This window comes from Pseudomonas paracarnis, assembly GCF_904063055.1.
GTDB classification, from domain to species: Bacteria; Pseudomonadota; Gammaproteobacteria; order Pseudomonadales; family Pseudomonadaceae; genus Aquipseudomonas; species Aquipseudomonas paracarnis.
Map to the genome: position 1 here is coordinate 265,034 of NZ_CAJFCN010000007.1, position 13,941 is coordinate 278,974.

The 13,941-nt window shown below is 58.3% G+C and carries 13 protein-coding genes and 2 tRNA genes; 14 read left to right on the top strand and 1 reads right to left on the bottom strand.

Going from position 1 to position 13,941, the window contains the following annotated elements; all coding sequences use genetic code 11:
* Positions 1-8 precede the first annotated feature (8 nt).
* The 5 genes from dapB (at position 9) to JMV15_RS17345 (ending at position 6,450) form a co-directional block, all read left to right on the top strand.
* Positions 9-815: a 4-hydroxy-tetrahydrodipicolinate reductase gene (gene dapB / locus JMV15_RS17325; protein ID WP_014719957.1), complete on the top strand. Its 807-nt coding sequence runs from the start codon at positions 9-11 to the stop codon at positions 813-815.
* A 259-nt stretch (positions 816-1,074) separates the two neighbouring features.
* The gene (carA, locus tag JMV15_RS17330; protein WP_003194208.1) at positions 1,075-2,211 is read left to right on the top strand and encodes a glutamine-hydrolyzing carbamoyl-phosphate synthase small subunit; all 1,137 of its coding nucleotides are present in this window, start codon (positions 1,075-1,077) and stop codon (positions 2,209-2,211) included.
* Between the two features lie 105 nt (positions 2,212-2,316).
* On the top strand, positions 2,317-5,538 hold the full coding sequence (gene carB, locus JMV15_RS17335) for a carbamoyl-phosphate synthase large subunit (RefSeq protein WP_003194205.1): 3,222 nt from the start codon (positions 2,317-2,319) through the stop codon (positions 5,536-5,538).
* Positions 5,539-5,540: 2 nt separating this feature from the next.
* Complete coding sequence (greA, locus tag JMV15_RS17340; RefSeq protein WP_032873232.1) at positions 5,541-6,017, top strand: transcription elongation factor GreA; 477 nt, start codon at positions 5,541-5,543, stop codon at positions 6,015-6,017.
* Between the two features lie 28 nt (positions 6,018-6,045).
* The gene (locus tag JMV15_RS17345; RefSeq protein ID WP_014719955.1) at positions 6,046-6,450 is read left to right on the top strand and encodes a hypothetical protein; all 405 of its coding nucleotides are present in this window, start codon (positions 6,046-6,048) and stop codon (positions 6,448-6,450) included.
* 9 nt (positions 6,451-6,459) lie between these two features.
* On the opposite strand, the gene JMV15_RS17350 is transcribed toward JMV15_RS17345, so the two are convergent.
* The gene (locus tag JMV15_RS17350) at positions 6,460-6,768 is read right to left on the bottom strand and encodes a YhbY family RNA-binding protein (RefSeq protein ID WP_003176146.1); all 309 of its coding nucleotides are present in this window, start codon (positions 6,766-6,768) and stop codon (positions 6,460-6,462) included.
* Between the two features lie 107 nt (positions 6,769-6,875).
* Here JMV15_RS17350 and rlmE point away from each other — a divergent pair, with 107 nt between their 5' ends.
* The 9 genes from rlmE to rimP all read left to right on the top strand — a co-directional run bounded on the left by rlmE (position 6,876) and on the right by rimP (position 13,941).
* Positions 6,876-7,526 (top strand): 23S rRNA (uridine(2552)-2'-O)-methyltransferase RlmE, encoded by a 651-nt coding sequence (gene rlmE, locus JMV15_RS17355; protein ID WP_014719954.1) that lies wholly within the window; start codon positions 6,876-6,878, stop codon positions 7,524-7,526.
* 200 nt (positions 7,527-7,726) lie between these two features.
* Complete coding sequence (gene ftsH / locus JMV15_RS17360; protein ID WP_019817951.1) at positions 7,727-9,637, top strand: ATP-dependent zinc metalloprotease FtsH; 1,911 nt, start codon at positions 7,727-7,729, stop codon at positions 9,635-9,637.
* Between the two features lie 8 nt (positions 9,638-9,645).
* On the top strand, positions 9,646-10,497 hold the full coding sequence (folP, locus tag JMV15_RS17365) for a dihydropteroate synthase (RefSeq protein ID WP_014719952.1): 852 nt from the start codon (positions 9,646-9,648) through the stop codon (positions 10,495-10,497).
* Between the two features lie 16 nt (positions 10,498-10,513).
* On the top strand, positions 10,514-11,851 hold the full coding sequence (gene glmM, locus JMV15_RS17370) for a phosphoglucosamine mutase (protein ID WP_003194195.1): 1,338 nt from the start codon (positions 10,514-10,516) through the stop codon (positions 11,849-11,851).
* 66 nt (positions 11,852-11,917) lie between these two features.
* Positions 11,918-12,673: a triose-phosphate isomerase gene (gene tpiA, locus JMV15_RS17375; protein ID WP_003194193.1), complete on the top strand. Its 756-nt coding sequence runs from the start codon at positions 11,918-11,920 to the stop codon at positions 12,671-12,673.
* Between the two features lie 4 nt (positions 12,674-12,677).
* Positions 12,678-13,061, top strand: a complete 384-nt coding sequence (secG, locus tag JMV15_RS17380; RefSeq protein WP_003194191.1) for a preprotein translocase subunit SecG — start codon at positions 12,678-12,680, stop codon at positions 13,059-13,061.
* A gap of 22 nt (positions 13,062-13,083) precedes the next feature.
* A tRNA-Leu gene (locus JMV15_RS17385) sits at positions 13,084-13,169 on the top strand.
* 96 nt (positions 13,170-13,265) lie between these two features.
* A tRNA-Met gene (locus JMV15_RS17390) sits at positions 13,266-13,342 on the top strand.
* Positions 13,343-13,482: 140 nt separating this feature from the next.
* Entirely contained in the window at positions 13,483-13,941 is a 459-nt protein-coding gene (rimP, locus tag JMV15_RS17395; RefSeq protein ID WP_032873230.1) for a ribosome maturation factor RimP, read from the top strand.

Below are 13,941 nucleotides of genomic sequence, written 5' to 3' on the forward strand. Positions count from 1 at the left end.
ATCTGAATATGCGACGTATAGCCGTAATGGGCGCTGCCGGGCGCATGGGCAAGACGCTGGTCGAGGCGGTGCAGCAACGCTCGCCGGCCTCCGGGCTGACGGCGGCGATTGTTCGCCCAGGCAGTACGTTGATCGGCGCGGACGCAGGTGAGTTGGCCTCATTGGGCCGCATCGGTGTTTCGTTGTCTGGCAACCTTGAGCAGGTGGCTGACGAGTTCGACGTGCTGATCGACTTCACCCTGCCGGAAGTGATGCTGAAAAATCTGGCCTTCTGCCGTAAGGCGGGCAAGGCTATGGTGATCGGTACCACCGGTTTGAGCGCCGAGCAGAAACAGTTGCTGGTGGAGGCGGGCAAGGATATTCCGATCGTCTTCGCTGCCAATTTCAGCGTGGGCGTAAACCTGTCGCTGAAATTGCTGGACCTGGCGGCGCGCGTGCTGGGTGATGAGGCTGATATCGAGATTATCGAGACTCATCACCGTCACAAGATCGACGCCCCGTCGGGCACTGCGTTGCGCATGGGTGAAGCTATTGCCGATGCGCTGGGCCGCGATTTGTCGAAAGTGGCGGTATACGGGCGTGAAGGCCACACAGGGGAGCGCGCACGCGACACCATCGGTTTTGCAACCGTGCGCGGTGGTGATGTGGTTGGCGATCACACCGTGCTGTTCGCCACCGAAGGCGAGCGCCTGGAGATCACGCACAAAGCCTCCAGCCGCATGACTTTCGCCAAGGGCGCGGTGCGTGCTGCGCTTTGGTTGGACGGCCGCGAGCCGGGCCTGTACGACATGCGTGACGTGCTGGATTTGCACTAACCAGTAGCTAAAACGGGGGCTCAGGATTATCCTGTGGCCCCGTTTTTACCCGCTAGGCGACGTCCTGTCGCATTCCCCTGCCTTTAAGGCTCATTAGCGGTGGACCAAAAAAGCCTTTTTCTGTAAGCTACAGCTTTAGTGTGTCCACTAAAAGCGCGCAGAATAATTCAGTGAAGAAGCGGGGTGACGTGTCCATACGTCACTCCGCTTTTTTACAACCTGCGATCGCCCTTTCAGGCTTTATTTACGGGAGGTCTTCTTGACTAAGCCAGCCATACTCGCCCTTGCTGATGGCAGCATTTTTCGCGGCGAAGCCATTGGAGCCGACGGTCAGACCGTTGGAGAGGTGGTGTTTAACACCGCCATGACCGGCTATCAGGAAATCCTTACCGATCCTTCCTACGCCCAACAGATCGTTACCCTGACCTATCCGCACATCGGCAACACCGGCACTACGCCGGAAGATGTCGAGTCTGATCGTGTCTGGTCGGCGGGCCTGGTGATTCGTGACCTGCCACTGGTTGCGAGCAACTGGCGTAACACGATGTCGCTGTCCGATTACCTGAAAGCCAACAACGTTGTGGCGATCGCCGGTATCGATACGCGCCGCCTCACGCGCATCCTGCGTGAAAAAGGCTCGCAGAACGGCTGCATCATGGTCGGTGACAATATTTCCGAAGAGGCGGCGATTGCCGCAGCGCAAGGTTTCCCCGGCCTGAAGGGCATGGACCTGGCGAAAGTCGTCAGCGTTAAAGAGAAGTACGAGTGGCGTTCCACTGTGTGGGATCTGAAGACCGACAGCCACGCGACTATCGAGGCTGCCGATCTGCCTTACCACGTGGTCGCCTATGACTACGGCGTCAAGTACAACATCCTGCGCATGTTGGTCGAGCGCGGTTGCCGTGTGACCGTGGTGCCCGCGCAAACCCCTGCCAGCGATGTGCTCGCGATGCAGCCGGACGGTGTGTTCCTGTCCAACGGCCCGGGTGACCCTGAGCCATGCGACTACGCTATCCAGGCCATCAAGGACGTACTGGAGACCGAGATTCCGGTGTTCGGCATCTGCCTTGGCCACCAGTTGCTGGCTTTGGCCTCCGGCGCCAAGACCCTGAAAATGGGCCACGGCCACCACGGTGCCAACCACCCGGTACAAGACCTCGACACCGGCGTTGTGATGATCACCAGCCAGAACCACGGTTTTGCGGTGGATGAAGCCTCCCTGCCGAGCAATGTTCGCGCCATTCACAAGTCGCTGTTCGACGGCTCCCTGCAAGGCATCGAGCGCACCGACAAGAGCGCGTTCAGCTTCCAGGGCCACCCTGAAGCCAGCCCGGGCCCGAACGACGTAGCGCCGCTGTTCGACCGTTTCATCAATGAGATGGCCAAGCGACGCTGACTGAGTGGCCTGCGGGCGGCCCCGGATTGCGGTGGCCCCCGCAGGCTCTTCAAAGATTGTTCAAGACGGCTTGCCGACTGACCTGCGGATTTGAGTGACAAACCCATGCCAAAACGTACAGACATAAAAAGCATCCTGATTCTTGGCGCTGGCCCGATCGTGATCGGCCAGGCCTGCGAATTCGACTACTCCGGCGCCCAGGCCTGTAAAGCCCTGCGCGAGGAGGGCTACCGCGTCATCCTGGTGAACTCCAACCCGGCCACCATCATGACCGACCCGGCCATGGCCGACGCCACCTACATCGAGCCGATCAAGTGGCAGACCGTTGCCAAGATCATCGAAAAAGAGCGTCCGGACGCGCTGCTGCCAACCATGGGTGGCCAGACCGCTCTGAACTGCGCCTTGGACCTGGAGCGCGAAGGCGTCCTGGAAAAGTTCGGCGTAGAGATGATCGGTGCCAATGCCGACACCATCGACAAGGCTGAAGACCGTTCGCGTTTCGACAAGGCCATGAAGTCCATCGGCCTGGCGTGCCCGCGTTCCGGTATCGCCCACAGCATGGAAGAGGCCAATGCGGTCCTCGAGACCCTGGGCTTCCCGTGCATCATCCGTCCGTCCTTCACCATGGGCGGCACCGGCGGTGGTATTGCTTACAACCGTGAAGAGTTCGAAGAAATCTGCGCGCGTGGCCTGGACCTGTCGCCGACCAAAGAGCTGCTGATCGACGAATCGCTGATCGGCTGGAAAGAATATGAGATGGAGGTTGTCCGCGATAAGAAGGACAACTGCATCATCGTCTGCTCCATCGAAAACTTCGACCCGATGGGCGTGCACACCGGTGACTCGATCACCGTGGCACCAGCACAGACCCTGACCGACAAGGAATACCAGATCCTGCGTAACGCCTCCTTGGCGGTATTGCGCGAGATCGGCGTTGAAACCGGCGGTTCCAACGTCCAGTTCGGCATCTGCCCGGACACCGGCCGCATGGTCGTGATCGAGATGAACCCACGTGTATCGCGTTCTTCGGCGCTGGCCTCGAAAGCGACCGGTTTCCCGATTGCGCGTATCGCTGCCAAGCTGGCTATCGGCTACACCTTGGACGAGCTGCAAAACGAAATCACCGGCGGCGCTATGCCGGCGTCTTTCGAACCGTCTATCGACTACGTCGTGACCAAGCTGCCGCGCTTTGCCTTCGAGAAATTCGCCAAGGCGGATGCGCGCCTGACCACCCAGATGAAGTCGGTCGGTGAAGTCATGGCCATCGGCCGCACGTTCCAGGAATCCCTGCAGAAAGCGCTGCGCGGCCTGGAAGTCGGTGTTTGCGGCCTGGACGAGAAGCTCGACCTGAGCAACCCGGAAAGCATGAGCATCCTCAAGCGCGAGCTGACCGTGCCGGGCGCCGAGCGTATCTGGTACGTGGCTGACGCCTTCCGTGCCGGCCTGAGCGTCGAAGATATCTTCGGCATGAACATGATCGACCCGTGGTTCCTGGTGCAGATCGAAGATCTGATCAAGGAAGAAGAGAAGGTCAAGACGCTGGGTCTGTCGTCTATCGACCGCGACCTGATGTTCCGCCTCAAGCGCAAAGGCTTCTCCGACCAGCGTCTGGCCAAGCTGCTGGGTGTGACCGAGAAGAACCTGCGTACTCATCGCCACAAGCTGGATATCTTCCCGGTCTACAAGCGCGTTGACACCTGCGCCGCAGAATTCGCCACCGACACGGCCTACATGTACTCCACCTATGAGGAAGAGTGCGAAGCCGCGCCGACGGGCCGCGACAAGATCATCATCCTGGGTGGCGGTCCGAACCGTATCGGCCAGGGCATCGAGTTCGACTACTGCTGCGTACACGCCGCCCTCGCCCTGCGCGAAGACGGATACGAGACCATCATGGTCAACTGCAACCCGGAAACGGTTTCCACTGACTACGACACGTCCGACCGTCTGTACTTCGAGCCGGTAACGTTGGAAGACGTATTGGAAATCTGCCGCGTCGAGAAGCCTAAAGGCGTGATCGTCCAGTACGGCGGCCAGACCCCGCTGAAACTGGCGCGTGCCCTCGAAGCCGCTGGCGTGCCGATCATCGGTACCAGCCCGGATGCAATCGACCGTGCCGAAGACCGTGAGCGTTTCCAACAGATGGTTGAGCGCCTGAACCTGCGCCAGCCGCCGAACGCCACCGTGCGCAGCGAAGACGAAGCCATTCGCGCGGCCAGCAAGATCGGCTACCCGCTGGTGGTGCGTCCGTCCTACGTACTGGGCGGCCGGGCGATGGAAATCGTCTACGAAGAAGAAGAACTCAAGCGCTACCTGCGTGATGCGGTGAAAGTCTCCAACGACAGCCCGGTGCTGCTGGACCACTTCCTCAACTGCGCCATCGAAATGGACGTGGACGCGGTCTGCGACGGTACTGACGTCGTGATCGGCGCGATCATGCAGCACATCGAGCAGGCCGGCGTTCACTCCGGTGACTCCGCGTGCTCCCTGCCGCCGTACTCGCTGCCGGCGCACATCCAGGACGAGATGCGCGAACAGGTCAAGAAGATGGCCCTGGAACTGGGTGTGGTCGGCCTGATGAACGTACAGTTGGCGCTGCAAGGCGAAGACATCTACGTCATCGAAGTCAACCCGCGTGCTTCGCGTACCGTACCGTTCGTGTCCAAGTGCATCGGTGTGTCCCTGGCCATGATCGCTGCACGTGTGATGGCCGGTAAGACCCTGAAGGAAATCGGCTTTACCAAGGAAATCATTCCGAACTTCTACAGTGTGAAAGAGGCGGTGTTCCCGTTCGCCAAATTTCCTGGTGTGGACCCGATCCTGGGCCCAGAGATGAAGTCCACCGGTGAAGTGATGGGTGTGGGCGATACCTTCGGTGAAGCATTCGCCAAGGCCCAGATGGGTGCCAGTGAAGTGCTGCCGACCGGCGGTACTGCGTTTATCAGCGTACGTGATGATGACAAACCACTGGTTGCAGGGGTCGCCCGCGATCTGATCAACTTGGGCTTTGAAGTCGTGGCTACCGCCGGGACCGCCAAGCTGATCGAAGCTGCCGGCCTGAAAGTACGTCGCGTGAACAAGGTGACGGAAGGACGTCCGCATGTGGTCGACATGATCAAGAATGACGAAGTCACTCTGATCATCAACACCACCGAAGGTCGCCAGTCGATCGCGGACTCCTATTCCATTCGTCGTAATGCCTTGCAGCACAAGATTTACTGCACCACTACCATTGCTGCTGGCGAAGCTATCTGTGAAGCGCTGAAGTTCGGTCCGGAAAAGACCGTGCGTCGCTTGCAGGATCTACACGCAGGATTGAAGGCATGAGCATAACCAAATACCCGATGACCGTTCAGGGCGCGCGCGCCCTGGAAGAGGAGCACGCCCATCTGACCAAGGTCGTACGTCCAAAGCTGAGCCAGGACATCGGTACGGCCCGCGAGCTGGGTGACTTGAAGGAAAACGCCGAATACCACGCTGCTCGCGAGCAGCAGGGTATGGTCGAGGCGCGGATTCGTGACATCGAAGGCCGTATGCAGAATGCGGTGATCATCGATGTCACCACCATCCCGCATACCGGCAAGGTAATTTTCGGCACGACCGTGGAAATCGCCAACGTCGAGACCGACGAAAGCGTGACTTACCAGATCGTGGGTGAGGATGAGGCTGACTTCAAGCAAGGCAAGATCTCTGTCGGCTCGCCGATTGCTCGCGCCTTGATTGCCAAGGAAGAAGGCGACGTGGTTGCCGTGAAAACGCCGAGCGGCGTCATTGAGTACGAGATTGTCGAAGTTCGTCACATCTGAAAGACGGCGCCCGCTGCGTGCGGGCGCCATGCTTTGGCAGCTCTCTCAGATGCTTTGGGTGGGCGGCCTATGGCTGTTACATATTGGTGTATTGCCGGCGTTGGGCCTGATTGGCCTGGCGCCGCTGCTGATCGATGAGATCGACGGATTGCTGAGTGCGCTGCTGGTGGGTTTTGCGGCGACGTGCGTGATGCTTCAGGTGTTGGTGCTGATCAAGGCCGAAGGCCTGAAGAGTTTGTGGCGGGATATCCGCGGGCAACTGCTGTTGATGGCGCTGTATGCATGCGCAATGTTTTGCGTGGTGCATGTGTGGCTGCCGCAAGCGTTGCGCTGGCAGTTATTCAGCTATCTTGTGCTAGGGTTCTCTGGCCTGGTGCTGGTTATGCAACCTGCGCCGGGATGGAGTGGCGGGGCGCGCGAAGCACGCCCTTGACCCTTTTCATCATTTGAAGCGATGAACGTTCGACAGTTGCTTGTTGACGCTGAAGTTCTTGCGATACAGCAGCGCCATCTTGCCGATGACCTGAACCAGGTCCGCTTTGCCGACCTTGCACAGTTCTGCAACGGCGGCCAGGCGCGCTTCGCGATCAAGGATGTTGACCTTGATCTTGATCAGTTCGTGATCGTTCAGTGCGCGCTCGAATTCGGCTAGCACACCCTCAGTCAAACCGTTGTCTGCCACAATCAGAACTGGTTTCAGATGGTGGCCAATGGATTTGTACTGTTTCTTCTGCTCTTGAGTGAGCGGCATAATCTGACCCCTGCGTCTGATCTTGTAAAAAGCGGCGGCCAGTTTACCCGAGCGAGTCCGGGACCGCCCAGTTAATCACGACCCGTTTTATTTTTTCGAGGTGGCCCGTGGCCCGTTCCAAAACCAGCCTTAAGTGGCTACAAGAACATTTCAATGATCCTTACGTCAAAAAGGCGCAAAAGGACGGCTACCGTTCCCGGGCCAGCTACAAGTTGCTGGAGATCCAGGACAAGGACAAATTGATTCGTCCAGGCATGAGCGTTATCGATCTCGGCGCGGCCCCCGGTGGCTGGTCCCAGGTGACCAGTCGTCTGATTGGTGGGCAAGGTCGATTGATCGCTTCGGACATCCTCGAGATGGACAGCATCCCGGACGTGACCTTTGTTCACGGCGATTTCACCGAGGACAAGGTATTGGCCGAGATCCTGGAGGCTGTGGGAAATTCGCAGGTAGACCTTGTGATTTCCGACATGGCCCCCAATATGAGTGGATTACCGGCTGTTGATATGCCGCGTGCCATGTTCCTGTGTGAACTGGCGCTGGATCTGGCAGGTCGGGTGTTGCGTCCGGGTGGCGATTTCCTGGTGAAGGTCTTCCAGGGCGAAGGTTTCGACGAGTACCACAAGAACATTCGCAAGTTGTTCGACAAGGTACAGACACGCAAGCCGGACTCATCCCGTGACCGGTCCAGGGAGCAGTATCTGCTGTGCCGTGGCTTCCGCGGTGTCGAAGGCGCTGCGAGCGAAGAGCGTTTTTGAGAAATTCGAGGAGGGCGATAGGTTTTTTTATATCGCTTTCGTCACGAAGCTTTACGAATATTGAGTAGTCAAAGTTTCACAAAGGGTTACAGACGGCGCCTGCCAGAGTTGTAGGTAATGTAGTAAGTTAGGCCGGTGAATATCATGCGAAGCGCGCGCCAGTAGCGGAGCTTGCTTCAGAGGGTAGTTAATTGAACGATATGGCAAAGAATCTGATCCTGTGGTTGATCATCGCGGCTGTCCTGGTGACGGTGATGAACAACTTCTCCAGCCCTAACGAGCCGCAGACCCTCAACTATTCCGACTTCATCCAGCAAGTTAAGGATGGCAAGGTCGAGCGCGTAGCGGTTGATGGCTACGTGATTACCGGTAAGCGCAACGATGGCGACAGCTTCAAGACCATTCGTCCTGCCATTCAGGACAACGGTCTCATCGGTGACCTGGTGGATAACAAGGTCGTTGTGGAAGGCAAGCAGCCTGAACAGCAAAGCATCTGGACCCAGCTCCTGGTGGCCAGCTTCCCGATCCTGGTGATTATCGCCGTGTTCATGTTCTTCATGCGCCAGATGCAAGGCGGTGCGGGAGGCAAGGGCGGGCCGATGAGCTTCGGCAAAAGCAAGGCGCGCCTGCTCTCCGAAGACCAGGTGAAGACCACCCTGGCTGACGTCGCAGGTTGCGACGAAGCCAAGGAAGAAGTCGGTGAGTTGGTCGAGTTCCTGCGTGATCCGGGCAAGTTCCAACGCCTGGGTGGCCGTATTCCTCGCGGTGTGCTGATGGTGGGGCCTCCGGGTACCGGTAAAACCTTGCTGGCCAAGGCGATTGCCGGCGAAGCCAAGGTGCCTTTCTTCACGATTTCCGGTTCTGACTTCGTCGAGATGTTTGTCGGCGTCGGCGCCAGCCGTGTTCGCGATATGTTCGAGCAGGCCAAGAAGCACGCGCCATGCATCATCTTCATCGACGAAATCGATGCCGTTGGTCGCCATCGTGGCGCGGGCATGGGGGGTGGTCACGATGAGCGTGAGCAGACCCTCAACCAATTGCTGGTAGAGATGGATGGTTTCGAGATGAATGACGGCATTATCGTCATCGCCGCAACCAACCGTCCCGACGTTCTCGACCCTGCGTTGCTGCGTCCGGGCCGTTTCGACCGCCAGGTTGTGGTCGGCCTGCCGGACATTCGTGGTCGTGAGCAGATTCTGAAAGTACACATGCGCAAGGTGCCAATGGGTGACGACGTGGCTCCGGCTGTGATCGCCCGTGGTACTCCCGGTTTCTCCGGTGCTGATCTGGCGAACCTGGTCAACGAGGCTTCGCTGTTCGCTGCCCGTACTGGCAAGCGCATCGTTGAGATGAAAGAGTTCGAATTGGCGAAAGACAAGATCATGATGGGCGCCGAGCGCAAATCCATGGTCATGTCCGAGAAAGAGAAGCAGAACACCGCTTATCACGAGGCAGGTCACGCCATTGTAGGTCGCGTTGTGCCTGAGCATGACCCCGTCTACAAAGTGTCGATCATTCCTCGTGGTCGGGCACTGGGTGTGACCATGTTCCTGCCGGAAGAAGATCGCTACAGCCTCTCCAAGCGTGCGCTGATCAGCCAGATCTGCTCGCTGTATGGTGGCCGTATTGCTGAAGAAATGACCCTTGGCTTCGACGGTGTGACCACTGGCGCCTCCAACGACATCATGCGTGCCAGCCAGATTGCGCGAAACATGGTGACCAAGTGGGGCTTGTCGGAAAAACTCGGCCCATTGATGTACGCCGAAGAAGAAGGCGAAGTGTTCCTGGGCCGTGGCGGCGGTGGGCAAAGCGCCAGCTTCTCGGGTGAGACAGCCAAGCTGATCGACTCCGAGGTTCGCAGCATCATTGACCAGTGCTACGGCACTGCCAAGCAGATCCTCACTGACAACCGTGACAAGCTGGACGCCATGGCTGATGCGTTGATGAAGTACGAAACCATCGATGCCGACCAGATCGACGACATCATGTCGGGCCGCACGCCGCGTGAGCCGCGCGACTGGGAAGGTGGTTCGGGTACTTCGGGCACTCCGCCTGTGGTGCAGAATGAGCGCCCTGAAACGCCTATCGGCGGCCCGGCAGCTGATCACTAAGGTTTGAAATGACTTCTGCTTTGTCCTCTACCCGGTTGCCTTGCGGCAACCGGGTTCTTGATTTGGCCCGGACGCATGTCATGGGCATCCTCAATGTAACCCCTGACTCCTTTTCCGATGGTGGCCGCTTCAGTCAGTTGGACGCCGCGTTGCGCCATGCCGAGGCGATGGTGGCTGCCGGTGCGACGCTGATTGATGTGGGTGGGGAATCGACCCGCCCCGGCGCCCGCGTTGTTTCTCCATTGGAGGAGCTGGAGCGGGTGGCACCGGTGGTTGAGCGCATAGCCCGCGAGCTGGATGTCATCATCTCGGTAGACACCTCCACCCCGGCAGTGATGCGCGAAACCGCGCGTCTGGGGGCTGGGTTGATCAACGACGTGCGCTCGCTTCAGCGCGACGGTGCTCTTGATGCGGCCGCTGCGACCGGCTTGCCCGTCTGCCTGATGCATATGTTGGGTGAGCCCGGCAACATGCAGGACAATCCGCATTACGACGACCTGGTTGGCGAAGTGGGTGGGTTTCTTGCTGAGAGGGTTGCCCAGTGTGTGGCTGTGGGTATTGCGCCCGAACAGATCATCCTCGATCCGGGGTTTGGCTTTGCCAAGACCCTGCAGCACAATCTAAGCCTGTTCAAACACATGGAAGCGCTGCACGCCCTTGGTCGCCCGCTGTTGGTCGGCGTTTCGCGCAAGAGCATGATAGGGCTCGCCTTGAATCGCCCCGTCGGCGAACGCCTGTATGGCGGCCTGGCGCTTGCGGCGCTTGCCGTGACCAAGGGCGCACGTATTTTGCGTGTGCATGATGTCGCCGAAACGGTCGATGTGGTGCGCATGCTCGCTGCTGTAGAATCAGCCGAATAAGAATGATGGAGTACTTATGACTAAAAAATATTTTGGCACCGACGGCATTCGTGGTCGGGTCGGCGAATTCCCGATCACCCCTGATTTCATGCTCAAGCTGGGTTGGGCGGCAGGCATGGCGTTCCGCAGCATGGGCGCGTGTCGCATCCTGGTGGGCAAGGACACCCGTATTTCGGGCTACATGTTTGAGTCTGCGCTGGAGGCCGGATTGTCCGCCGCCGGGGCCGATGTGATGTTGTTGGGGCCTATGCCCACGCCGGCAATCGCTTACCTGACGCGTACCTTCCACGCTGAAGCCGGTATTGTGATCAGCGCCTCCCACAATCCTCATGATGACAACGGCATCAAGTTTTTCTCGGGGCAGGGCACCAAGTTGCCTGACGAGATCGAGTTGATGATCGAAGAGCTGCTGGATGCGCCGATGACGGTGGTCGAGTCCAGCAAGCTGGGCAAGGTGTCGCGCATTAACGACGCGTCAGGCCGCTATATCGAATTCTGTAAAAGCAGCGTCCCGAGCAGCACCAATTTTGCAGGCTTGAAGATTGTTGTCGATTGCGCCCATGGGGCGACCTACAAGGTGGCGCCGAGCGTCTTCAAGGAACTGGGCGCACAGGTTACCGTGCTGTCGGCTCAGCCCAACGGCTTGAACATCAACGACAACTGCGGTTCCACCCACATGGAGCAACTGCAGGCTGCTGTGCTGGCTGAGCATGCGGACCTGGGCATCGCTTTTGATGGTGATGGCGACCGCGTGCTGATGGTGGATCACACTGGCACGATCGTGGATGGTGATGACCTGTTGTTCATCATTGCCCGTGACCTGCATGAGCGTAACAAGCTGCAAGGTGGCGTGGTCGGCACTCTGATGAGTAATCTCGGGCTGGAATTGGCGTTGGCAGAACTGGGGATTCCCTTTATTCGCGCCAATGTCGGTGACCGCTACGTGATCGCCGAGCTGCTGGAGCGTAACTGGTTGGTCGGCGGCGAGAACTCCGGGCACGTGGTCTGCTTCCAGCACACCACCACGGGTGACGCGATCATCGCCGCGCTACAGGTGCTGTTGGCCCTGCGTCGCCGCGAGGAGAGCCTGGCCCAGGCGCGTCAAGCCCTGCGCAAGTGCCCGCAAGTGCTGCTCAATGTGCGTTTTGCCGGTGGCGAAAACCCCATCGAGCACCCTGCTGTCAAAGAGGCTTGCGAGCGCGTGACCCAGGCAATGGCGGGGCGCGGGCGTGTGTTGCTGCGCAAGTCCGGCACAGAGCCGCTGGTGCGTGTGATGGTCGAAGGCGAGGACGAAACACAGGTTCGCGGCCATGCCGAAGACCTGGCAAAACTGGTAACTGAAGTTTGCGCCTGAATTCGGCTTGCCAGTGATGATGTGGTTGGGTAACATCTGCGCCCACTTTGACCGACGGGGTACAGCATGCGTCGCACTATGGTAGCTGGTAACTGGAAGATGCACGGTACCCGCGCCAGTGTCGCTGAGCTGATCAACGGCCTTCGTCACTTGGCCTTGCCTAGCGGTGTTGACGTCGCGGTGTTCCCGCCTTGCTTGCATATCAACCAAGTGGTTGATGGCTTGAAGGGCAAGTCGATTCAGGTCGGCGCGCAGAACTCTGCGGTAGAGCCGATGCAAGGTGCGTTGACCGGCGAGATTTCGCCGAGTCAGCTGGTTGATGCGGGTTGTTCCTATGTGCTTGTCGGGCACTCCGAGCGTCGCCAGATGATGGGCGAGCGGGATGGGACGCTCAACCGCAAGTTCGCCGCAGCACAGGCTTGTGGCTTGATTCCGGTGTTGTGCATAGGGGAGACCCTTGAGCAGCGCGAATCGGGCAAGACTCTTGAAGTTGTCTCGCGTCAGCTGGGCAGCATCATCGAGGAGCTGGGTGTTGGTGCATTTGCAAAGGCAGTTATTGCTTACGAGCCGGTCTGGGCCATTGGCACCGGGCTGACTGCTACGCCGCAACAGGCGCAGGATGTGCACGCAGCCATCCGCGCGCAGTTGGCGGCAGAGAATTCTGAAGTCGCACAAGGTGTGCGGCTTCTATACGGCGGCAGCGTGAAGGCGGCCAATGCGGTCGAACTGTTCGGCATGCCGGATATCGATGGGGGGCTCATTGGTGGAGCTTCCCTGAATGCAGATGAGTTCGGTGCGATCTGTCGCGCCGCGGGAAACTGAAAAAATGCTGGAAACAGTCGTAGTCGTTTTTCATCTGTTGGCTGCCCTGAGCGTAGTTGCTCTGGTTTTGTTGCAACAGGGTAAAGGTGCGGATGCTGGTGCGTCTTTCGGTGCAGGTGCTTCAAATACTGTGTTCGGAAGCCAAGGTTCCTCTACCTTTCTTAGTAAGTTTACTGCTATACTTGCCGCAGGTTTCTTCATAACCAGCTTAGGGTTAGGTTACTTTGCTAAAGAGAAAGCTCATGTGCTGACTCAAGTAGGTTTGCCAAACCCAGCAGTGTTGGAAGTTCCAAAAGCAAAACCGGCTTCTGATGATGTCCCGGTGCTTCAAGAGCAAAAGTCGGCTACTCCAGCGACTGACGTACCTCCAGCTCAAGAGCAGAAGTAAGAAGGGTTGTAAGCGCTGTATTGCCGAGGTGGTGGAATTGGTAGACACGCAACCTTGAGGTGGTTGTGCCCATAGGGTGTAGGGGTTCGAGTCCCCTTCTCGGTACCAATTATCAGGAGAGCCCGCTGTTGCGGGCTTTCTTGTAGGTGGAAGGTTACATTGACCCTGTAAGGGATCGGTCGTATACTTCCGCCCCAGCTTTGTCGCGGGGTGGAGCAGTCTGGTAGCTCGTCGGGCTCATAACCCGAAGGTCGTCGGTTCAAATCCGGCCCCCGCAACCAGTTTTAGCGGAGCCCCTTTTAAGGGGCTTTTTGTTAGCTGGACACTTTCAACGCCGCTGTTCGACGGCGTTTCAAGGATGGGCGTTTCGCCCATTTTTTTATTTTGCACAGCATGCACATACATGCACGAGGGGGTTCAGGTGTCGAGCAAGCTAGAAGAGTTGCAGGCCTTGTTGGCCCCGGTGGTCGTGGCCCTAGGCTATGAATGCTGGGGTATTGAGTTTTCGGCTCAAGGTCGCCACTCAATGTTGCGCGTTTATATCGATAAAGAGGGCGGTGTGCTGGTGGACGATTGTGCCATTGTCAGCCGTCAGATCAGCGGTGTGCTGGATGTTGAAGATCCAATCTCCGTTGAATACACCCTTGAAGTTTCCTCGCCAGGCATGGAACGCCCACTGTTCACTATCGAGCAGTTTGCTAAATATGCCGGTGAACAAGTGAAGATCAAGCTGCGCTCCCCCTTTGAAGGGCGACGCAACTTTCAGGGCCTTCTGCGCGGTGTAGAAGAGCAGGATGTCGTGGTGCAGGTAGAAGACCACGAGTTCCTGTTGCCGATCGATATGATCGACAAGGCCAACATTATTCCCAGTTTTGACTGA

Bases quoted from the DNA above. Each gene is read 5' to 3' on its own strand.
- dapB (WP_014719957.1), top strand. From the start codon at position 9: ATGCGACGTATAGCCGTAATGGGCGCTGCCGGGCGCATGGGCAAGACG.
- carB (WP_003194205.1), top strand. From the start codon at position 2,317: ATGCCAAAACGTACAGACATAAAAAGCATCCTGATTCTTGGCGCTGGC.
- JMV15_RS17345 (WP_014719955.1), top strand. From the start codon at position 6,046: ATGCTTTGGCAGCTCTCTCAGATGCTTTGGGTGGGCGGCCTATGGCTG.
- JMV15_RS17350 (WP_003176146.1), bottom strand. From the start codon at position 6,768: ATGCCGCTCACTCAAGAGCAGAAGAAACAGTACAAATCCATTGGCCAC.
- ftsH (WP_019817951.1), top strand. From the start codon at position 7,727: ATGGCAAAGAATCTGATCCTGTGGTTGATCATCGCGGCTGTCCTGGTG.
- folP (WP_014719952.1), top strand. From the start codon at position 9,646: ATGACTTCTGCTTTGTCCTCTACCCGGTTGCCTTGCGGCAACCGGGTT.
- glmM (WP_003194195.1), top strand. From the start codon at position 10,514: ATGACTAAAAAATATTTTGGCACCGACGGCATTCGTGGTCGGGTCGGC.
- tpiA (WP_003194193.1), top strand. From the start codon at position 11,918: ATGCGTCGCACTATGGTAGCTGGTAACTGGAAGATGCACGGTACCCGC.
- secG (WP_003194191.1), top strand. From the start codon at position 12,678: ATGCTGGAAACAGTCGTAGTCGTTTTTCATCTGTTGGCTGCCCTGAGC.